Genomic DNA, 21513 nt, shown 5'->3' on the forward strand with positions numbered 1-21513 from the left:
TGAATCTGGACATAGAATAAGGTTCAGTATTGTCGAATGAAACAAAAAAGCACTGGCTATGCCGTGCTTTTTTTAAGCTTTAAACTGAACGGTTTGTTTTTTAATACTGTTTCGATAGAAGTGGAATAATGCAAAGATAATGAAGCACAATACGATTCCAGATATGTATGGTAGGCCAGCGTAAAGTGTGAATAAATAACCGCCAAGTGGTGGCCCTATGATTCTGCCAAGTGAATCGAAGGAGGATAACAATCCAGTTGTGCTTCCATGTCCAGCGGTCGATGTCTTTGTAAGTAATGAAGAAACACTTGGGCGTATCAGTCCATTGCCAATGCCAAAAATAGAAAGGAAAATGGCAGCCGTTAGAAAGCTATCAATTGTTAAAATTAATGCGAAACCAATGGCAGAAATAATGATTCCAAGCTGAATGACAGTACCTTCCCCGAACTTCTTCGTTAGTCTACCAACAAGTCCTCCTTGAACAAGAGCACCAGCAAATCCCATAATCATAAAGATATACCCTAGTTCTACAGTAGTTAGCCCCGCTTTTTCTGCTGAGAAGTAAGCAAATGTTGCTTCAAGACCTGCTAATGATAATGTCACAAACCATTGTAAAACAAAGAGAATGGCTGCTGGTCCTGTAAAAGCTGCAAACCTAGAAGTTTTAGTTGTTCTTGCATCATTTCTTTGCTCTTTCGAGAGAGATTCCTTTAAGACAAGTGTTACAAAAACGAAAGTAATCAAAGAGAAAAAGCCTGCTATAAAGAAAGGCGTACTTAAACTGCCACGTGAGAAGATACCACCGATTGCTGGTCCGAAGACAAATCCCATACCGACTGCCGCCCCAACAATTCCCATTCCTTTTCCACGTTCTTCATCAGATGTGATATCTGCAACGTAAGCCATTACGGTGGGCATGTTTGCTGCAGATAAGATGCCACCAACAATTCTTGCAACAAAAAGCATCCATAATTCTGTGGAAAAGCCAAGTAGGAAAAACGATAAGCTAAGTCCTAATATCCCAATCATCATGACGGGCTTTCGTCCGATGCGATCTGAGACCTTCCCCCAAATAGGGGCGAAGATAAACTGCATGACAGAGTATGTAGCCATTAACAGTCCAAGCTGAGTTGGTGTAGCACCAACACTTTCAGCATAAAAAGGCATAACAGGTATAATTATTCCAAATCCTACCATAACAAGAAACATGATGGCAAATAGAATAGGTAATGCTTTTTTTGGATTCAAGAGCTCCTCACTCCATTTTGTTTATGTATCGGGTACTAACTATAATGATAAGGAAAATTGTGAAAAAAAGAAAGTAACCAATCTTGATTATATAGAACGAAAAAACAAAACACAATTTACAGCAGAATGAAATGATTATACAATGAGTTATTGAAATACACAGAAAATGGGGTGTTAATATGTATTTACCATCTTTTCGTTTAGACGGCAAGGTTGCTCTTATAACTGGAGCTGGGAGAGGAATAGGTCAAGCAATTGCGATTGGAATGGCAGAAGCGGGAGCAGATGTAGCAATCGTTGCAAGGACAAAGTCGGACCTAGTGAAGACAGCAAAGATTATTAATGAGTTAGGTAAGAAAGCATACATCTTATGCTGTGATGTAACGAATCGCGTTGAAGTACAAGCATCGATGACGACTCTCATTGAACAGGCCGGGAAAATTGACATTTTAGTGAATAATGCCGGTATGAATATTCGTTCTAATGCGTTAGAAGCAACAGATGAAGAATGGCAGATAATCATGGATACAAATTTAAAAGCATCGTTTATGTTTGCCCAAGAAGCTGGAAAGTATATGAAAGGGCAGGGGGGTGGAAAAATCATCAATATCTCCTCTGTTGCTGGACATGTAGCCTTACGAACAGGTGTGGTGTATGCAGCAACGAAAGCAGCACTTATTCAGATGACAAAAGTTCTTGCTTTAGAGTGGGGTAAATACAATATAAATGTTAATTCGATTGGTCCTTGGTACTTTAAGACTCCACTAACAGAGAAGTTGCTACAAGATGAACAATATGTAAAAGAAATTTTAGATGTAACACCACTAAAGAGAATTGGGGAACTCGAAGAGCTTGTTGGTCCTGCTATTTTTCTATCGTCTGATGCTGGAAATTACGTAACAGGACAAACACTTTTCGTAGATGGTGGCATGACCATTCAAGGTTTCTAAATGCAGCAGATTCAGTTTTTTAAAATATAAGTGCCTTACTACATTAAATACGTAGTAAGGCTTTTAAAAGTAAAGCAATTGGTTGAAAATCACAGATTTTTATGAAATAATATAATGACCATTCTATCTAAAGGTGATGAAAAATGAGTAAAAAGAGACAAGATTTAATAGATCATGCAGAGCGGTTATTTTATGATTACGGTTTTCATTCTGTAGGTCTTAAAAGGGTGATAGATGAAGCAAATGTGGCTTTAATGACTATGTATAACCATTTTAATTCTAAAGAAGAATTAATATTAGAAGTATTAAAGTATCGGGAAGAAAGGTATTTTACCCTTTTGCAGGAAGTAGTCATACAACAGGAAGATTCAAAAACGAATGCATTGTCATTAGCTGAAGCACACCTCCATTGGATCCGTATTCATAAAAAGGGGTGTATGTTTTTAAGAGCAAAAGAAGAGTACCCATCTGAGGAAAATGAGATTAATCGATATGTAATCACACATAAAAAGTCAGTAATAAGCTTTCTAGAGAAGCTAAATTTTAGTAACCAACAAGCTATCCGATTAACGATGTTATTAGAAGGTGCAACTTCACTTTCAGAAGTAGAAGATTTTGAAGAAGTTTCTAAGGAATTACGATACTCAGTGAGCAAATTGTTCTAAAAGTAAATTTAATTACAAGTTTACTTTTTTTTAAATAAATAATATAATGATCGTTCTATCTAAAAGGAGATGAGAAAATGTGGAGAATTTTATTACCTGGTATTGCTATGATTGGTATAACTTATGCATTCGCAAGATTTAGTTTTGGTTTGTTTTTACCACAAATTTCTTCATCTATTGGTATTACAGAAAGTGAAGCTGGTATGGCAAGTTCAGCTGCTTATATAGCCTATACATTTGCCTTACTAACCTCATCCTATTTAGTTAGTAAATTTGGGGAAAAGAGAGTGGTTCAATTTGCTGGGTTAAGTGCTATTGTCGGTTTGCTGGGAATTGCAGCCTCTCAAGAACTCTATCTTCTAGTGTGTAGTACATTTGTTGCAGGGCTAGGCAGTGGTTGGGCATCTCCAGCATTAAGTCAAGTTGTCACTACCGCTTTAAGAAAGGAAGATAGTAACAAGGGCAATACTTGGATTAACAGCGGATCAAGTTTCGGACTAATTTTATCAGGTCCCATTGCTCTTTTGTTTGCTGAACAGTGGAGAGTAGCTTTTCTTCTGTTTGCTTTTATAGCAGTAATTGTACTTATATGGAACACTTTTAGTATTCCGTTAGAAGAAACCTCCACTTCAGGAAAAATTATTTTCAAAATCTCCGTATTTAAGAAAGCCAAGTTTCTCCTATTCTCATCCTTAATCATTGGATTTGGTTCATCTATTTATTGGACATTTTCTCGAACTTATTTATCAGTCAATTACAAGATGAGCAGTGAAGAAAGTGTCTCCTTTTGGATCCTTATGGGTGTATCAGGGATTTTAGGAGGAATTGCTGGTGGAATGATTAATAAGTTCGGTATCGTTTTGTCTTATCGTATAACCCTGATAGTAATGTCAATTGGTATTGCTATCATTACAATTCCTCATTTCATGACTATTTATCTTTCACCCATTTTATTTGGTATGTCGTATATATTTATGACAGGCATATTACTTATTTGGGGGACACGTCTCTTCAAGGTAATGCCATCAATGGGAGTTAGCTTAGCCTTTTTAGCGTTAGGCATTGGGCAATCCCTAGGATCCGCAATGGGTGGAGAATTGCTTCGTTTTATTTCGTATGCTTTTAGCTTTATTTTATATTCATCTGTTTGCTTGTCTGGACTGTTAGTACCTATTAAAGAACAGGATAATTAATATTCTATTTCCTAGGGCTTTTCTTTAAGTACAACTCTTCGCAATATTGTAAGAGATTAATAAAAATCGAGTTGCCACTGCAGCTCGATTTTTATTTGAAATGTTTTATTAATCGAGATTCTTTAACCTTTACGGTGAATTAGTTTATCGTTTATTACCGCCTGTAAGATGTGCGTCAAACATATCAATGATTTCAAGGAACCTATCGGCTTCCCGGAAAACATGGTCTGCTAATAGAGGATGAATGATGCTCTTTATTTTACATTGTTCAATTAAATCACGGGCTGTTTTCTTAAAGTCTCTAAGCGATGTGACTGAAACCCGATTTTGATCAAGGAATTGATCTAAAAGTGGTTCTGTTTGAGATTGTGGCTTCATAGATTCTAAGTCCTTGGCTTGGTACAGTAATTGATCAAAATCATTGCTGAAATCCCGTGCTACATCAACTAGCTTTCTTTCAGACGGATCAAGAAGATGACCAATAAACTTGGCATGGTCTGCCATAATTCTTAAGAAGAAGACATTTTCTTTAATAATCGCATCAGGTAACGATTGTAATTTCCCTTCATTTAATTCAATTAATCTTTTTCTAAAATAATTCGCTTCCCTGCTTGTGTGATCAACTAAAAGAGGAAAATTATTTGCCCCTGGCAATTTGCATGTGAGAATCAATCCTAGTACCTTTCTTTTGAATGCATAAATATTCGTTGCAGCTTGTTGTACCTCTGAATTAAACCTTCTTATTTGTTCAGGGTCTGTTTGATTGTTGAAAGAATGTGCAGTTTGTTCGATGTGTTCAAATAAGCGATAAAACTGATTAGCTTCTTGAATTAATTGAGTATCTTCTGCTCTAAAACCTAATCGAAGAAATAAAGAATGTTCTTTCATGATCCTCGCCCAAAAACGAATTTCATTTAAAGAGCGCTCAACAAATAATACAGATGTTACACCTGTATCTGGATGTAGAGTTATATCATCCCCATTCATTTAAAAACCTCCCCCGGAAAAACACTTTTACTCTATATATACTTATGCCTTCATTCGAATATGCCATAAAGCAAAATTACTGATTTATGAATAGACGTTATTGATACGTAAAGCAATCAATGTTCCTAAGTAGTAGACATCTGTCTTTGTCGAAAAATGATAGAGATATTGGTCTATACATCTATACCTAATGGGTGTTAATCTTTTCCTAAAGGAGTTGTCAATTTAGATGAAGATTTATCTGAACGGAATGACTATTTATCATGAAAATGGGATTAAAGAGAATGGAACAGTCTATATACAAGACGGTACAATTACGGAAGTAGGTCATGATCAGCATATACCAATAGATGCGTTGACCTATACATTTCCTTCAAGTTATAAGGCGATTCCTGGATTTATCGATCTCCATATTCACGGGGCAAATGGCTATGATGTAATGGACGGTAGTGAAAAATCCATCCGTGAAATGGCTCTGTATTTACCGCGGGAAGGTACGACTAGCTTTCTTGCTACGACGATGACTCAATCACCTCATGCAATTGAAGCTGCAATATCCGCTGTCAACTCTTTTAAGAAACAAAAGACAACAGGGGCGCAAGTGTTAGGTATCCATTTGGAAGGGCCTTTTATTAACCCATCAAAAAGTGGTGCTCAGCCACTCCAATCAATTATCGAACCAGATGTAAGCTTAATTGAAAGATGGGTAAATGCTGCACAGGGTGAAGTAAAATTAGTTACACTGGCTCCAGAACTCATGAATAGTGATGACCTAATACGTTTCTTACATCGAGAGAACATCGTTGTTTCCGCAGGGCATACTGATGCAACTTTAAAAGAAATGAAAAAAGCAAAGCAGCTTGGGCTTTCACATGCCACTCATTTGTATAATCAAATGCGAGGCATGCATCATCGTGAACCAGGTACAGTAGGGATGGTTTTAATGGACCAAGACATAACGGCAGAAATTATTACAGACGGTATACATGTACATGAGGATATGGTTCGCTTGGCTTATCAAATGAAAGGGAAAGGCGGACTTATTGCTATCACAGATGGAATTCAGGCGAAAGGATTACCTGTAGGAAGGTACACATTAGGAGGTCAAGAGATCAATGTGGATGGCAGAAAAGCAATGCTTAAAAATGGTACATTGGCAGGAAGTATCCTCCCTTTTGATGGAGCATTTCGCCAACTCATGCAAATGACTAGCTGCTCTATTGAGGAGGCCATTCAAATGACATCAACTAATGCGGCAAAACGATTGAAAATTGAAAGCAGAAAAGGAAGTTTAGCTGTTGGAAAAGATGCAGATCTAGTCATATTAGATGAGAATTATCATGTAGTGATGACTTTATGTGAAGGAGAAATCGCCTATATTAGGGAGGGAAGAAGGTGAATCTTATAAGAGTTAAGGACTACGCTGAGTTAAGTGATCGTGCAGCTAAAATTGTGTGTAACCAACTGCAAAACAATCAAAAGCTAGTTTTAGGGTTAGCCACTGGAAGTACGCCAGAAGGCATGTATCAACAGTTGATTGAAGATCATAACAAAAATGGCACAAGCTATCGCTTTGTAAAGACCTTTAATTTGGATGAATACGTTGGAGTATCTTTACATCATCGATCTAGCTATCGTTATTACATGAAGCACCATTTCCTCCATCATATAGATATCCCGCTTGAATCAACTTTTATCCCACAAGGTGATGCCCTTTCCATTGAAGCAGAGTGTAAGAAATATGAAACGATGATTGAAGCCTGCGGCGGGATTGATTTGCAAATATTAGGGATTGGCCGCAACGGCCATATTGGTTTTAATGAGCCAGGAACTTCTTTTAACTCGACAACGCATGTTGTCACGCTAGCAGATACAACAAGAAAGGCGAATGCGCGCCTCTTCAATAGCTATGAAGAAGTTCCAGAGAAAGCAATCACGATGGGCATTAAGACGATCATGAGAAGCCGGAGAATCTTGCTCTTAGTTTCAGGGAAAGAAAAGCAGGATGCTCTATATAGATTACTAAATGGAGAGATGGATGAATGTTTTCCCGCATCCGTATTGCGTACTCATCCAGATGTAACAATCATCTCAGATGATTCCGCGATTGGAAGTAATGTATATACGAGTAAGACGAAAGGGTTTGATGACTATGCAAATTGATAAAAAATCACCTATACCCATTTATCATCAATTAGCTGAAGCGATTAAGAAGGAGATTGAAGATGGGACTCTTAAAGCGGGAGATGCGCTTTTGCCTGAAAGAGTATATGCTAAAAAATTTCAAATGAGCAGGATGACTGTTAGACAGGCCTTCACAACGCTTGTACACGAAGGCTATATTACACGCCTACAAGGAAAGGGAACTTTTGTTGCGAATAAGAAGCTTGAACAATCCTTGCATCAGTTAACAAGTTTTACTGAGGATATGAAACGAAGAGGGCTACATCCAGAAAGCAAGCTTTTATCTTTTAAAACTACTTACGCAAGTGAAAAAATCGCGAAGGCATTAAAAGTTAAAAATGGGGCAAGTGTTTTTGAGATAAAAAGAGTGCGCTTAGCGGATGGTTCGCCGATTGCTTACGAAACATCTTACGTCCCTGATATTTTTGATCCTCCTTTAACAAAAGATTTAGTGAAAAAATCTTTGTATGAATATGCTGGAAAACTGCTTGGAAAGAAGATCGTGCATGCAAAACAAACGATAGAAGCTGCAATCGTAATCGATATGGAGGCACAGTTGTTGCAAGTTGAAAAGGGAGCACCTGTTTTGCTCGTTGAACGACAAGGGCTTTTTCAAGACGGAACACCATTTGAGTTTGTAAAATCGGTTTATCGTGGTGATCGATATAAGTTCATAATTGAAATCGATGATGAATGAGGAATTTCATTATTTTCGTGGATATAAATGTAGATGTTTGAGACGCTAATGCATATAGAATAGGAGGGTCTATATGTATGACTGTGTCATTATTGGTGGTGGAATTGCTGGGTTACAAGCTTCGATTATGTTAGGAAGATATATGCATCAAGTGCTAGTCATTGATCGTGCGGATGGTCGTTCAACGATTTGTCATAGCTACCATAATTTATTGGGCTATCCTGAAGGAGTTAGCGGCCAATATTTAAGAGAAAAGGGTGAGAAACAAGCACTTCAAGTTGGGGTTCACTTTAAGCGTGACAAAGCTGTGAAAGTCGAAAAGCTTCAGAAATGTTTTCAAGTGACAACTGAACAAAATCATGTTTATGAAGGGAAAAGATTATTATTAGCTACAGGGGTGATGGACCGCATTCCACCTTTTGCAAACTTAAAACCTTGCCTTGGGATCACTGTGTACATTTGTCCAGACTGTGATGGATATGAAGTTCATCAAAAAAGAACGATTATCATGGGATCAGGAGATGTCGGAGCAAAAATGGCGTTAACGCTGTCTTCATGGACGAATGAGCTGATCTATGTGAATCATGAGCAAAAGGAAATATCTCTAAAATATATGGAACAATTACAGCAAAAAGGCATTTCAACAATAGTAGAACCAATTGTACACATCTTAGCGGATGGAAGTTGTTTTCGAGGGGTGAAGCTTGCTTCAGAAGCAGACATAGAAGCAGACCGAGGGTTTCTCGCTTTTGGTGGAAATAAAGTGAAATCAGATTTAGCCCAGCAGATTGGTGTGGAACGATTGGAAAACAATCATATTCTCGTCGATCCACGAACGAAGATGACGAATGTAGAGCATGTTTGGGCGGCTGGAGATGTTCTTGCTCATTCGGAGCAAGTGTCAATTGCGATGGGGGACGGCACACAGGCAGCAATCTGGATTCACAAATCTCTTCTTTCGTAAGCTTAAAAGGGATTTTGTACATGATGACAGAATGTATGATGAAAGTTGACAAAGAGTGTGGGTGGGGTGCGGCTATGAAGCGGGTGTGGTGGAAGGAAGCAATTGGATATCAAATTTATCCTCGTAGTTTCCAAGATTCGAATGGAGATGGCATTGGAGATATTCAAGGAATCATAAGCAGGTTAGATTACTTAAAGGAGCTAGGTGTTGACATTATATGGATTTGTCCTATGTATGAATCACCAAATGACGATAATGGATACGATATCTCTGATTATACGTCTGTGAAGTCTGATTTCGGAACGATGGAAGACTTTGATCAGCTCCTAAAAGAAATACATGCACGAGATATGAAGTTGATATTAGATTTAGTTCTAAACCACACAAGTGATGAGCATCCTTGGTTTATTGAATCGAGAAGCGCTAAGGACAGTCCAAAACGAGATTGGTATATTTGGCGCGATGGAAAAGAGGGCAAAGAGCCGAATAATTGGGAAAGCATATTTGGTGGCTCTGCGTGGGCGTATGATGACAATTCGGGCCAATATTATTTGCATCTATTCTCGAAAAAACAGCCAGATTTGAATTGGGGAATTAAAGAAGTACGACAAGCCTTATATAAAACGGTAAATTGGTGGTTAGAAAAAGGCATTGATGGATTCCGTATCGATGCTATTAGTCATATAAAAAAGCGTAAAGGATTGCCTGATTTACCAAACCCAGATGGACTCCCCTATGTCTCATCTTTTCCAATGCATATGAATCAAGAAGGTATCCACCTTTTATTGCATGAACTGAAGGAGAATACGTATGGTCGGTACGATGTTGTGACAGTTGGTGAAGCAAATGGTGTTGATGTAAAAGATGCCGAGCGATGGGTTGGCAAGAAGAATGGAAAAATGAATATGATCTTTCAGTTTGAGCATTTAGGGTTATGGGATGTCGAGAAGCGCCCTGTCCTAGATATAGTTGAATTGAAGAGGGTTTTATCGCGGTGGCAAGTAGGCTTAAAGGATAAAGGCTGGAATGCTTTATTTCTCGAAAATCATGATAAACCCCGTATTGTCTCAACATGGGGTGATGATGGTGATTATTGGTTAAAAAGTGCAACTGCTTTAGCAACGATGTATTTCTTCATGCAAGGTACCCCGTTTATTTATCAAGGGCAAGAAATTGGGATGACGAATGCGGCTTTTGCGAATATTGACGATTACGATGATATTGCGAGTAAAAATGTATATGAAGAAAGAAAAAATGCAGGGCTAGACCATCAGGAGATTATGAAGATTATCTGGGCTTCTTCTCGTGATAATAGTCGCACACCGATGCAATGGTCAAATGATATGCATGGAGGGTTTACCACTGGCGCGCCGTGGATGAAGGTTAACTTCAATCATTCTCATATTAATGTTCAAAATCAGCTCAAAAAAGATGATTCGATTCTTGCATTCTATAAAAAGATGATTCGATTAAGGAAAGAAGCTCCTGAAGTGTTCGTTTACGGTGATTACCAGCTGATCCTTCCAGACCACCCACAATTATACGCATATACACGAACGACAACACAGAATGCGGCGTTAATTGTAGCGAATTTATCAGGTTATGAGGCTTCTTGCGAAACATATCACTTAATGGAAAAAGGAAAGTTAGTATTGCAGAATGGGAAAAAAGTTGGCCCAACTAAGGGAAATGTAACCACTTTTACACCTTATGAGGCTCGTGTTTACGTATTAGAAACATGATACAATAAACAAAAATGTCTGCATAGGAGAGCAATTATGGCAAGTAAAACAAATGCAATGCGCATATTGGATTCAAACAAAATCGACTATGAATTTATCACATATGATTCGATGGATGGAAAAGTCGATGGTGTATCCGTCGCGGGAAAAATTGGAAAGTCCGTTGAATCAGTCTATAAAACACTTGTAGCAAAAGGAAATGGACAGCATTACTATGTGTTTATGATTCCTGTTGACGCAGAATTGGATTTGAAAAAAGGGGCAAAAGCGGTTGGTGAAAAAAAGATCGAGATGATTCCTGTAAAGGACTTACAAAAAATCACAGGATACATCCGCGGTGGATGCTCTCCAATCGGTATGAAAAAGCTGTTTCCATCTGTTCTTGCCAGTGAGGCAGAGCAAAAGAAGAAGATCATCGTAAGTGCGGGGCGCATTGGCGCACAGATTGAATTGGAAGTTGCCGACTTGCTTCATGTGATCAAAGGGGAATTGGCCGATCTCACCCTTTAAGAAGAAGCTAGAAAACCGTTAATTGAGGTGACTCGAATAACGGATCTCTAGCTTAATTTCTATTTAAGGGAACCAAAGAAGGCATCCTTCTTTACGTTTCCTTTTGTAATCCCATTGCCTAACAAATGGTCAGTTACGAACTTTACAAAAGGTTTTGACCCTGCAATGTAGTAGTTACCATTGTTGTTATAAATCTTTGTGAAGTGATCTATTTCCTCTAATAACCTCGATTTGTCATTTATAAACTCTACTTCAATACGGTCTTTATTTAAAGCAAGAAATTCATCCTTAAAGATAAAGTCTCCTTTTCCATCGAGATAAAGAAGCTTTATTTTTTCCTCAGTGGAGAAATCTGTCATTTCGATCTGTTTTAACATTGATCTAAACGGTGTAACTCCAATCCCACCTGCAATGAAAAGCGTTGGACGCTCATCCTTTATATAAAATGAACCGACAGGACCGCTCATCGTCATTTTCATGCCTGCTTCTAATGTTAACAATGCTTGTTTATATTCACTAGGCTGCTCAGTGATAGCTGTCGTTATTGTAATAAAGTTCTCTGCTGGTGAAGAAGCAATCGAAAATGGGCGTATGGCATCTTTAACTTTTTTATGTGTTAGTTTAAATAATCCATGTTGCCCTGCCTTCCAATCGACCTTTTCTGGCTTTTCAAAGTAAAAGGTATAAATGCCATTTGGCCCTTCATTCTTCTCTAATAAGGTTAATTCAGTTTTCTTAAATATTGATAAAGTATCTTTTAAAAAGCTCATTACTTTCTCCTTTATTCTTCCTGATTTCTTTAAATTAATTGAGTAGTTAATGTTTCGATCATACTTGTCCAGCCATATTTCGCACCGAAAAATGCTTGATTCTCTTCTTCAAATCCAGTTTGCTCTAAATGCAGATAAGTGACGTCTCCTTCTTGCTTTAGCGTCCATGTGACGATCGTATCAATCGGTCCACCTACCCATGTGTAAGATAGTTTAGAAGGCTTATCTACGATCAATACTTCACTATTAACAACTAGGCCGATTTTTTTATTATGGAATTGACATTTGTACCCGACAATCGGTTTAAAGTTATTTTCCATTACCCATTTTGCGAGTGTTTCTGAGTGTGTTAAAGCATCCCATACTTTATCAATTGAACTTTTAAATTGAAAATCTAGTGATACATTTGCCATTGTCTATTCCTCCAATATATTTTTAAGTAATAAACCTTTCTCAGTCCAAAATTGCTCATAAAAGGAAATCCAATCAGACACTTCCTGTAAGGGTGCAGCGTTTAATTTGTATCTTGTTTCTCTCCCAATTTTCCGTTTTGTTACTAAGTTTGCCTCGAATAAAATTTGTAAGTGTTTTGTAACAGCCGTTCTTCCCATCTCAAAATGAGGGGATAGTTGATGTAGCGGCAACTCATCAGTAAGTGCTAAAAGCTTAACAATTTGTCTCCGTGTAGGATCAGCAATTGCTACAAATACATCTCGTTCTTGAAGTGCGTTATTTCCGTTATTCATAATTCCTCCTTTTCAAAAGAACAGATAAAAAGACACCGATTAGTGTCTTAATTATGTGACACTGATCGGTGTCTTGTCAACCGTGTTTTTTTAAACTTCTACATTGAATCTTATCTTAGACAATCACATCTCTAGGCGGTTTGCATACATTACATAGAAAGCCTAGATGAGAGGAGTAATATGTATGAATAATCACGAATATCCTTTCCCTTTTTATAATGCATTTGATAATAGTCGATCATTTCCAGGAGGAGGAGGAGGGTTTCCGCCTTTCGGCCCACCATTTGGCCCACCTCCAGGAGAAGGTCCAGGACACGGTGGACCGGGTGCACCAGGAAATCCACCAGGCCCAGGAAGTGACGGCCCACCATCTTCACCTCCACCGTCTTTTACCCCACAAATGCAACAGCAGTTTAGCGGATCTGGAGCATCTACTTTTGCAGTTGACTCTGGGGCAATTCGAAGATGTTTGTTTAGAAATACGTATATTTGGTTGAATAATGGCAATAGCTTCTGGTTCTACCCTACTTTTGTTGGTAGACATTCAGTGGCTGGTTGGCGCTGGAGACGTTTTCGCTGGACGTATTATGGTACGGACTTGAATCGCATCCGTTCTTTCCAATGTTTCTAATTGCATCAAAAAACGCTTAGAGGGAAAATTCCTCTAAGCATTTTTTTAAAAGATCATGCAGAGTATCTTTGCTTTTTAGAAAATAATATGTGCACATAGTACAATGATTGGCAATGTAATGATTGTACGTAATAGGAAAATAAAGATAAGGTCTTTTACATTGACTGGTATTTTCGAACCTAATAACACGGCCCCAACCTCAGACATATAAATCAATTGCGTGATTGATAATGCTGCAACAATGAAACGTGTCATTTCACTTTCAATACCACTACCGATAATCGATGGTAAAAACATATCGGCAAACCCAACAAGTACAGTTTCAGAAGCCGCTCGAGCTTCCGGTACTTGCATGATTTCTAATAAAGGAATAAACGGCATTCCAATAATTTTAAAGAATGAAGTATATTCAGCGATAATCAATGCGATCGTACCTAGTGCCATAACAATCGGTGCAACACCCATCCACATATCTAGAATGTTCTTAACGCCATCTTTGATAAACTCTGAGACACTGGTATTCTTTTTTGCTCTTTCTACAGCCTGCGTGTATCCCCAGCTGATTGGTGTATATCCGCTTGGTGTTGATTCATCCTTAACTGCTGGCCTTCCATCAATATACGTATCCGGCTTTCTTGATAACGGTGGGATTCTTGGCATAATAATCGCAGCAATTAGACCTGCTGCAGTTATTGTTAAATAAAACGGGACGAACATGTTTTGTAGCCCAACTTGAGCGATGATGACGAGAGTGAATGTAATGGAAACAATTGAAAAGCTTGTGCCTACAATCGCCGCTTCTTTTTTGGTGTAAAATCCATCTTCGTATTGCTTGCTTGTTAAGAGAACAGCAATCGTACCATCACCTAGCCATGATGCAGTTGCATCAATAGACGAGCGTCCAGGTAATTTAAATAATGGACGCATAATCTTTGATAATAATGCACTAAAAAATTCAAGCAAACCAAAATTCAATAGCAATGGCAGGAATAACCCTGCAAATAAAAAAACAGAGAATAGAACGGGCAGTAGATCATATAAAAGTAGCCCACCAGTGTCTTCAGAATGAATATGGACTGGTCCAATTTTGAAAAAAACCATAACTGCAAAAATACCAGCAAAAATTCGTGTCACAAACCAAAAAGGTGTCACATTGAATAAGTTTGTGAAAAATGGACTGCTTCTAATAACAGTTGGGCGCAAGAACTTTGTCACGATCGTCCCTATCAATGTGAGCAGGATAATTACCATCATAATTGCTGGCAAGAAGTCCTCTAATAAGGCTTGTATCCAATTAGAGAGTATAGCGATTGGAATAGTGATAACATCGTTGTATTTGAACGGAATCATAAATAGTCCCATTCCTATTAGAGAAGGAATAATAAACTTTAGGATATCCGTTGATTTAAATTGATTCGATTGCATTGTAAACTTCACCTTCAACCTTACATATTTATTAACAAAAATTAATTTTAATGCATACTCCTTGTTTTGCCAACTCTTTTCTCCTAATTTCCACTGTTTACCGTCACATTAAACCTAAAATTACGATTTCCAATAAATGTTTAATAGTTATGTTATTATAAACGTAATTAGAAAAAGGGAGAGCGGGTGTTTCCTTATTAAAAAGGGATCTTGAAATCAATTAACTTTTAGGGGGAGTTTGCATGATCTTAGTTAGTTCATGTTTAGCGGGAATGAAGGTGAGATATGACGGACAAGACTGTTTAACGGATGACTTGCAGGCATGGTTACAAAACCAAGAAGTAAGAACAGCTTGCCCTGAAATGTTAGGAGGGCTATTAACACCTAGAGAACCAGCTGAAATCATCGGTGGTACAGGGGATGATGTTTTAGATGGAACGGCTTTTGTCATAAATAAAGCTGGTGAAAATGTTAGTTTGCAATTCATTAAAGGTGCTGAAGAAACGTTAAAGATTGTCCAAAAATTAGGTGCGACTACTGTCGTACTGAAAGAGAATAGTCCATCTTGTGGAAGTGCATTTATTTATAATGGAAAATTTACTGGGGAAAAAGTGAAGGGGCATGGCGTAACAGCAGCTTTGCTACGGAGAAATGGTATTCGTGTGTTGTCCGATTTAGACATCATAAAAGGTGTAGAAATAGATGATTGAAGCCTTAAAAAAGTGCATGAGTCAACATTCGAATGAAGAAAACAGAATTAGTATGGAGAAATACATGAAAAATCAGTTTGCTTTTCTCGGGATTAGGACACCAGAGAGAAGAGAGCTTTTAAAACAATTTTATAAAGAAACGGGTTTTTTAAAAAGAGAACTTGATCGATCTTTTGTTGAAGAGTTGTGGTTTCAATCTGAAAGGGAATATCAATACGCAGCAATCGGTTATCTTTCTAGGAAGCAGGGAGAGCTCGTAAAAACTGATATACACTTATTAAAGAAGTTGCTTACGACAAAGTCCTGGTGGGATACTATTGATTCTATCTCACCGAACTCATTAGCATTTCTTGTAAACAAGAATCCAGAGTTGATCACTGAAGAGCTTGATGATTGGGCTATTCATGATAACATGTGGCTAAGACGATCTGCGATTCTTGTCCAGCTAAAGGAGAAAGATCAAACAGATGAAGAACGACTTTATCGTTGGATTGAGCAGAATAAAGATGATAAAGAGTTCTTTATCCAAAAAGCAATTGGTTGGGCACTTCGTGAATATTCAAAAACAAACCCAGCATCAGTTAAAGCTTTTATCAACAGGACGCCACTTGCAAAGCTAAGCATTAGAGAAGGAAGCAAATATGTTTGATGCCTGCTGTGAAGGGAAAAGTTGTTGAATGAGGAGGGTGCACTATGAAGAAGTATTTATTTTTGATTTTAGTGTTGTTTCTGTTAACAGGGTGCTCTGACGAACCGGAGCAAGTGGAAGATACCAACAATGATGTAAATAGGGAAGTGCTTGCTGAAGGATTACAAGCGCCTTGGTCAATTGCAAAGATCGACGATGTTTTTTACATTTCTGAACGTGAAGGAAGCATTGTGAAGATTGAAGACGGAGTGAAGACGCGTTATGAAGTGCAGCTAGAAAAAACGCTATCCACCGCATCTGAAGCAGGGTTATTAGGGTTTGTTCTTTCACCTGATTTTGCAACAACTCAGAAAGCATATGCGTATTATACATATGAAGATCAAGGGCGATATAATCGGGTGGTAACACTTTATTTTGATGGCGAGATGTGGGAAGAGGATGGACTACTATTGGACGAGATCCCTAGTGGAAATGTTCATCACGGGGGGCGCCTTGCATTAGGCGATGAGATGCTTTATGTGACAACAGGCGATGCGGCCGACCCTGATATTGCTCAGGATCTAGATTCACTAGGAGGAAAGATTCTACGAATGAATTTAGATGGTAGCATTCCAGCTGACAATCCATACTCTGACTCGTACGTTTACAGTAGTGGACATCGTAATCCACAAGGTCTCATATGGACAGAAACCGGAGAGATGTATGCGAGTGAGCATGGCCCGTCAGCCAATGATGAGGTTAATCGAATTGAGGCAGGAGAGAACTATGGTTGGCCAGTAATTGTTGGAGATGAGGAACAAAGCGGCATGCATAGTCCACTCTTTACTTCTGGAACGGATGAGACGTGGGCGCCTTCAGGAATAGCCTATGCGAATGGGCATTTGTATGTTGCCGCATTAAGAGGTGAGGCAGTATTGCAGGTTAACCTTGCGGAGCAAACTGTTACCCCATTTATTACTGATGTTGGACGTGTGAGGGATGTTCTTATTGATGATGGAACGCTTTACTTTATTTCAAACAACACAGACGGCAGAGGCTCACCAGCGGATGAAGATGATCGTTTATATAAGGTGAGCTTATCTGATTAAAAGACTTTGCTTTTTTCTCCTATACCAATAAGCTATAATGGTTCTAATAATATGTGTTAGAGGTGGACCATGGCTGATTTTCATACGAGTGTAGTGATAGATAAACCGATAGAAGAAATATTTCAATATGTAATTTCAATGGAAAATGTTCACGAGATTATGCCAAACGTTTTGAAGCGAGAAAAGTTAACTGCAGGCGAAATTAGAAAAGGGACAGAGTTTTTAGAGACGAGACGAATTGCGGGTAGAGAAGTAGAAGCGGTTATTGAAATTGCAGACTTTGAAGCTGGAAAGACATTTACGACAAGCACAACCTCTAACGGGATGACGACGGAATATAAGTATATATTTTCCGAGGTCGAAGAAGGCACGCAAGTCGAGCTAGAAGCATCACTAAAAACAACTGGACTTAAAATGCGGTTAACAAAGCCGATCTTAGTCAAAATGATAAAACGTGAAGATGGCAACCAGCTCACATATTTGAAAGAAATGTTCGAGCCAAAAGAAGAAGAGGAATCAGAAAAAAAATGAAAACGAGCGATTAAGCATCGCTCGTTTGAGATTGTGGACAAAGTCGACCTCCGACTTTGTCTACATTTGTTTAGAGGACTTATTAATAGTTGAAACCCCCAGACTGTTCTTGAGAGTGGAAGTTGTTATATGGTTGTTGGGAAACCCTAAAAAGTTGTCGGAAAGAGCTCGAAGTTATCGGAAACCCTAAATAGTTGTCGGAAAGCGCTCGAAGTTATCGGAAAAACCTTAAAAGTTGTCGGAAAGAGCCCAATAATTTCAGAATCCACCTCATAATCAGAGGTGGATTCTTCGGTTTCAAAAATTATTCAAAAGTATATGTCCAAAAGCGTTCGTTGTTGATTCTCGCCATGACTTGAGGGTCTTGGTTTTTTAAGCTTTCTTCCATTTCCTGCGCCATGAGTTGAGTTTGAGATTTATGTGCTTTTATGGCTGCGATTTTAATATGTGCAGTCGCACTTACGTCGTGTATGACGTCAGCTTGACCGATTTCTTCTTCACAATTGTTTGCAAAGGCAACACAGTGTACTTTTGGTCGTTTCGCTGGCACTAATTGTGAAACGGCAGAAAGTACAGCAGCACCTGTAGCATCATGGTCAGGATGTACAGCATATCCTGGGTAGAAAGTGATGATCAGAGAGGGCTGTACCTCTTCGATAATCTCCTTCATATGATTGGCAAGCGTTTCTTCATCTTCAAACTCGATCGTTTTGTCTCGGTAGCCGAGCATACGTAAATCTTGAATCCCCATGACATCAGCAGCATCTTGAAGTTCTTTTTTACGAATAAGAGGCAACGTTTCCCGGTTTGCAAAAGGTGGGTTGCCCATGTTTCTGCCCATTTCACCTAAAGTTAAGCAAGCGTAAGTAACAGGCGTCCCATTTTGAACATGTTGTGCAATGGTGCCGGATACGCCAAATGCTTCATCGTCTGGATGTGGGAAAATCACAAGTACATGTTTTTCGTGTTCCATTAGTTGTTCCCCCTATTCGAATGGCGTTTCACTAATTTGTAGTGAGACAGCCAGCTTTCCATTGAAATCATGTCCAGCTAGTAACAAGCGATTACGATCATCTTTTTCAAAATGGGTAATGCCTTCTGCGTAAATCCAGCCGATCTTTGTTTTTATGCCTACTCGGAAAGGTCCTTTTCCGGTAATTTTACCATGTTCATAAGAAAGTTCTGCGTTTCGTAGATATGCCCCAGAAGAAAAAAAGGTTTCATCAAAGTGAGATGCGTAGGCACCGTTAGTAGTCTCTAAATGTATGTAAACGTCTTTATGAGCAAGGCTGTTAATTTCTTTCTGTACTTCTTCAATTATTACAGGCTTCATGGCCATCCTCCTCGAATCTCGAAAATCCATACATATATATTACTAAAAACAGTGATGAAAAGCTAAATTCATGCCTAACGTATTACATGCTAAAATAGAAAACAGCAGTGGCTTATGCCCCTGCTGTTTAACATTGTTCACTATTTATTATTTTGCTCAAGTCTGTAAGCACCATGCATCGTAGGACCAACATATTCGTTTAATCTGAATCCTTTGCTTATCGCAGCAGTAATGAATGCCTTCGCAGTCGTCACAGCTTCAAGAACAGATGCGCCTTTGGCTAGCTCTGCCGTAATGGCTGAAGAGTATGTGCAGCCAGCTCCATGAGTGTAAGTTGTCTCAATTCTTTCGCTTTCAAAGATTGTAAACTCTGAACCATCATATAAAAGGTCGATTGCTTTTTCATGCTTAAGCTTGCTGCCGCCTTTAATAAGTACAAACTTTGGTCCTAAAGCGTGAATTTTTACAGCCGCTTCTTTCATTTCTTCTACTGTTTTAATTGCTGGAGTTTTTGCTAGTTGTGATGCTTCAAAAAGGTTAGGCGTAACAACTGTTGCGATTGGAACAAGTACCTCTCTTAGAGCATCAGCCGTTTCAGGATGCAACACCTCATCCTCTCCCTTACATACCATTACAGGATCGATGACAATATGCTCAATTGGGTTTTCCTTCGCCGTCTTTGCAGCAAGTTCAATAATTTCCACTGAACCAAGCATACCTGTTTTCATTGCATCCACACCAACGGAAAGAATGGTTTCTAATTGTGTTTCTAAAGTGCTGTGTGCAATTGGAAACACATTATGATGCCAACCATTTTTAGGATCCATCGTAACAACCGTTGTTAAAGCGGTCATTCCATAAACCCCTAATTCTTGAAATGTTTTTAAATCTGCTTGAATACCTGCTCCACCACTTGTATCTGAACCAGCAATTGTTAATACTTTTTTCATCGTCATCTGACAGATCCTCCTAGGAATATAAAGTCCTCTTTATATAAGGATTTTTACTTATTAGTATAACAATATCTCAACTATGGTGGAAGTATAAACATAATTTCTTACAAGAATTTCAAGCATTCCAAGTAAATCATCATATACTAAAAAGAAAAATTTACAAGCAAGGAGGCTATCAGGATGCATCGAATTTATCCGTATTACCCGCTAACATATCAGCCACAAGGATATTGGGTTCCGTTGCATGGAAGTCATATTCATACCCATGGAACGGGGATCAGTGACCAATCAGCTTATACTTCCTATACTGGTCATTTAGGTGGATTTACAACACCTCATATGGTTGCGCCGATTATGCCTTTTGTCCATGTACCAGCTATACGAAAATAAAGAAATTATCTTATGAAAAGTCTAGTTGAGCCAAGATCGTTGTTTGTTGCCTTAAAGAGTTAGCAATCTCTTTAGGGCTTTTTTGATAGATCAGAAGTTATACTTTCCTTTGATCATTATGAGCAAATGGGTATATTTACTTAATCTTTTATGATGGATAGGCATTTGAAAATGCCAAATCATCCTGAATTATGGCGGAAATGTGAATAACCTTGATTGAGGTTGAGGGTGGACATAGCTGTTTGTGACAACTTTTTGAATAAATGTAATTAAAGCAATTTTTACTATAGAAAAGTGATAAAAGTTACATTTGCCTGAAAAATGACCGTGTACCATATACATATAGACACAAATGGAGAACAAGGGGGGAAATCTGTGAATCAAAAGGGAAGTCCAGAAGAGTTTCCGATTACTTTGATTATCGATGGTTATGAAATCGCAGTCTTTCAAATGACCAATCAAGATTTAGAAGATTGGGCTTATGGCTATTTGTTTTCTGAAGGACTCATAGATTCGAATAAAGATATTCATTCTATTGTTGTTGATGATGACAGGAACATCCTTCAAGTGAAACTTATGACTCCATTTGATGGAGAAAAGCTTTTCTCAAAGACAAAACATTATACTGCTGGATGTGGACGAGGCGTTACTTTTTTTTCGATGACTGATATTAAAGCGTTTTCAAAAGTAGAAAGTGAAGCAAGTTATCCGCTTAGTTATCTACTAAAAAAACGGTCGGAATTTGCAAAGCAAACTCCATTATATATGGAAACAGGTGGAATGCACGCTGCTTGCATTGTTCATAAGAACGGAGCAGTAACTGTTAGGGAGGACATTGGAAGGCATAATGCAGTGGATAAAATCATTGGATTCGCGCTTCGAGAACAGCTGGATCCGCAATCGCTTATTTTGCTAACAACTGGAAGAGTTTCATATGAGATGTTATCAAAAGCTGCCAAGTATGGCTTTCCAATTATCGGATCAAGGACAGCTGCAACGAAGCAGGCGGTGCAGTTAGCGAAGTATTTAAACATTGAATTGGTCGGTTATCTAAGAGGGAAGATGGCGGTTTCATACACTTCATTTGACCGTGTCAAGAATGATCTTCAAGACCGGATAGTGGGGATTCATCCAAATTAATTGGATT

25 protein-coding genes are annotated in these 21513 nt (G+C 38.4%); 16 read left to right on the forward strand and 9 right to left on the reverse strand.

The features are described from left to right. Positions 1–72: 72 nt before the first annotated feature. Positions 73–1248, reverse strand: coding sequence for an MFS transporter (locus AC6F34_RS07420; RefSeq protein ID WP_500770589.1), 1176 nt, complete (start codon positions 1246–1248; stop codon positions 73–75). 179 nt (positions 1249–1427) lie between these two features. On the opposite strand from AC6F34_RS07420, the gene AC6F34_RS07425 reads away from it, so the two are divergent. From AC6F34_RS07425 to AC6F34_RS07435, 3 genes are all read left to right on the forward strand, one after another. Beyond that, positions 1428–2198: an SDR family NAD(P)-dependent oxidoreductase gene (locus tag AC6F34_RS07425; RefSeq protein ID WP_500770591.1), complete on the forward strand. Its 771-nt coding sequence runs from the start codon at positions 1428–1430 to the stop codon at positions 2196–2198. 143 nt (positions 2199–2341) lie between these two features. Then, positions 2342–2863 carry a TetR/AcrR family transcriptional regulator gene (locus tag AC6F34_RS07430; protein WP_500770593.1) on the forward strand — a complete coding sequence of 174 codons (522 nt, stop codon included), beginning with the start codon at positions 2342–2344 and terminating at the stop codon, positions 2861–2863. 77 nt (positions 2864–2940) lie between these two features. Beyond that, positions 2941–4056, forward strand: coding sequence for an MFS transporter (locus tag AC6F34_RS07435; protein WP_500770595.1), 1116 nt, complete (start codon positions 2941–2943; stop codon positions 4054–4056). Positions 4057–4200: 144 nt separating this feature from the next. Here AC6F34_RS07435 and AC6F34_RS07440 read toward each other — a convergent pair whose 3' ends face one another. Beyond that, positions 4201–5043, reverse strand: coding sequence for a DUF2935 domain-containing protein (locus AC6F34_RS07440; protein ID WP_500770597.1), 843 nt, complete (start codon positions 5041–5043; stop codon positions 4201–4203). Between the two features lie 229 nt (positions 5044–5272). Between AC6F34_RS07440 and nagA the strand changes: the two genes are divergently transcribed. From nagA to ybaK, 6 genes are all read left to right on the forward strand, one after another. Next, entirely contained in the window at positions 5273–6442 is a 1170-nt protein-coding gene (gene nagA / locus AC6F34_RS07445) for an N-acetylglucosamine-6-phosphate deacetylase (protein ID WP_500770599.1), read from the forward strand. Beyond that, positions 6439–7206: a glucosamine-6-phosphate deaminase gene (nagB, locus tag AC6F34_RS07450; RefSeq protein ID WP_500770601.1), complete on the forward strand. Its 768-nt coding sequence runs from the start codon at positions 6439–6441 to the stop codon at positions 7204–7206. The genes nagA and nagB overlap by 4 nt, the downstream gene beginning before the upstream one ends. Continuing rightward, complete coding sequence (locus AC6F34_RS07455) at positions 7196–7924, forward strand: GntR family transcriptional regulator (protein ID WP_500770603.1); 729 nt, start codon at positions 7196–7198, stop codon at positions 7922–7924. The genes nagB and AC6F34_RS07455 overlap by 11 nt, the downstream gene beginning before the upstream one ends. A 73-nt stretch (positions 7925–7997) precedes the next feature. Continuing rightward, a complete protein-coding gene (locus tag AC6F34_RS07460; protein WP_500770605.1) occupies positions 7998–8888 on the forward strand; it encodes an NAD(P)/FAD-dependent oxidoreductase in 891 nt (296 codons plus the stop codon). A gap of 74 nt (positions 8889–8962) precedes the next feature. After that, a complete protein-coding gene (locus tag AC6F34_RS07465; protein ID WP_500770607.1) occupies positions 8963–10630 on the forward strand; it encodes a glycoside hydrolase family 13 protein in 1668 nt (555 codons plus the stop codon). A 33-nt stretch (positions 10631–10663) separates the two neighbouring features. Further along, positions 10664–11140 (forward strand): Cys-tRNA(Pro) deacylase, encoded by a 477-nt coding sequence (gene ybaK, locus AC6F34_RS07470; protein WP_500770967.1) that lies wholly within the window; start codon positions 10664–10666, stop codon positions 11138–11140. Between the two features lie 59 nt (positions 11141–11199). Here the strand turns inward: ybaK and AC6F34_RS07475 are convergent, their stop codons facing one another. Genes AC6F34_RS07475 through AC6F34_RS07485 form a run of 3 tightly spaced genes read right to left on the reverse strand, consistent with a single transcriptional unit; the run spans position 11200 to position 12656 of the window. Continuing rightward, the gene (locus AC6F34_RS07475) at positions 11200–11910 is read right to left on the reverse strand and encodes an FAD-dependent oxidoreductase (protein WP_500770609.1); all 711 of its coding nucleotides are present in this window, start codon (positions 11908–11910) and stop codon (positions 11200–11202) included. Positions 11911–11939: 29 nt separating this feature from the next. Then, on the reverse strand, positions 11940–12323 hold the full coding sequence (locus AC6F34_RS07480; protein ID WP_500770611.1) for an SRPBCC family protein: 384 nt from the start codon (positions 12321–12323) through the stop codon (positions 11940–11942). A 3-nt stretch (positions 12324–12326) separates the two neighbouring features. Further along, positions 12327–12656, reverse strand: coding sequence for an ArsR/SmtB family transcription factor (locus tag AC6F34_RS07485; protein WP_500770613.1), 330 nt, complete (start codon positions 12654–12656; stop codon positions 12327–12329). Positions 12657–12840: 184 nt separating this feature from the next. Between AC6F34_RS07485 and AC6F34_RS07490 the strand changes: the two genes are divergently transcribed. Then, positions 12841–13287, forward strand: coding sequence for a hypothetical protein (locus AC6F34_RS07490; protein ID WP_500770615.1), 447 nt, complete (start codon positions 12841–12843; stop codon positions 13285–13287). A 75-nt stretch (positions 13288–13362) separates the two neighbouring features. On the opposite strand, the gene AC6F34_RS07495 is transcribed toward AC6F34_RS07490, so the two are convergent. Next, positions 13363–14712, reverse strand: coding sequence for a YjiH family protein (locus tag AC6F34_RS07495; RefSeq protein ID WP_500770617.1), 1350 nt, complete (start codon positions 14710–14712; stop codon positions 13363–13365). A gap of 242 nt (positions 14713–14954) precedes the next feature. Between AC6F34_RS07495 and AC6F34_RS07500 the strand changes: the two genes are divergently transcribed. The 4 genes from AC6F34_RS07500 to AC6F34_RS07515 all read left to right on the forward strand — a co-directional run bounded on the left by AC6F34_RS07500 (position 14955) and on the right by AC6F34_RS07515 (position 17690). Next, a complete protein-coding gene (locus tag AC6F34_RS07500; protein WP_500770619.1) occupies positions 14955–15422 on the forward strand; it encodes a 2-thiouracil desulfurase family protein in 468 nt (155 codons plus the stop codon). Continuing rightward, positions 15415–16071 (forward strand): DNA alkylation repair protein, encoded by a 657-nt coding sequence (locus AC6F34_RS07505; RefSeq protein ID WP_500770621.1) that lies wholly within the window; start codon positions 15415–15417, stop codon positions 16069–16071. The genes AC6F34_RS07500 and AC6F34_RS07505 overlap by 8 nt, the downstream gene beginning before the upstream one ends. 44 nt (positions 16072–16115) lie before the next feature. Next, positions 16116–17159, forward strand: a complete 1044-nt coding sequence (locus tag AC6F34_RS07510) for a PQQ-dependent sugar dehydrogenase (protein ID WP_500770623.1) — start codon at positions 16116–16118, stop codon at positions 17157–17159. A 69-nt stretch (positions 17160–17228) separates the two neighbouring features. Next, complete coding sequence (locus AC6F34_RS07515) at positions 17229–17690, forward strand: SRPBCC family protein (protein ID WP_500770625.1); 462 nt, start codon at positions 17229–17231, stop codon at positions 17688–17690. A 304-nt stretch (positions 17691–17994) separates the two neighbouring features. On the opposite strand, the gene bshB2 is transcribed toward AC6F34_RS07515, so the two are convergent. The 3 genes from bshB2 to pdxK all read right to left on the reverse strand — a co-directional run bounded on the left by bshB2 (position 17995) and on the right by pdxK (position 19979). Then, positions 17995–18663, reverse strand: a complete 669-nt coding sequence (gene bshB2, locus AC6F34_RS07520; RefSeq protein WP_500770627.1) for a bacillithiol biosynthesis deacetylase BshB2 — start codon at positions 18661–18663, stop codon at positions 17995–17997. A gap of 12 nt (positions 18664–18675) precedes the next feature. Beyond that, positions 18676–19023, reverse strand: coding sequence for a YojF family protein (locus AC6F34_RS07525; protein ID WP_500770629.1), 348 nt, complete (start codon positions 19021–19023; stop codon positions 18676–18678). A gap of 140 nt (positions 19024–19163) precedes the next feature. Next, positions 19164–19979, reverse strand: coding sequence for a pyridoxine/pyridoxal/pyridoxamine kinase (pdxK, locus tag AC6F34_RS07530; RefSeq protein WP_500770631.1), 816 nt, complete (start codon positions 19977–19979; stop codon positions 19164–19166). A 177-nt stretch (positions 19980–20156) separates the two neighbouring features. Here pdxK and AC6F34_RS07535 point away from each other — a divergent pair, with 177 nt between their 5' ends. After that, a complete protein-coding gene (locus tag AC6F34_RS07535; RefSeq protein ID WP_500770633.1) occupies positions 20157–20366 on the forward strand; it encodes a hypothetical protein in 210 nt (69 codons plus the stop codon). A gap of 375 nt (positions 20367–20741) precedes the next feature. Next, the gene (gene fdhD / locus AC6F34_RS07540) at positions 20742–21506 is read left to right on the forward strand and encodes a formate dehydrogenase accessory sulfurtransferase FdhD (protein WP_500770635.1); all 765 of its coding nucleotides are present in this window, start codon (positions 20742–20744) and stop codon (positions 21504–21506) included. The last annotated feature ends 7 nt before the right edge of the window (positions 21507–21513 follow it).

The sequence above is a fragment of the Niallia sp. CD-39 genome (genome assembly GCF_059874745.1).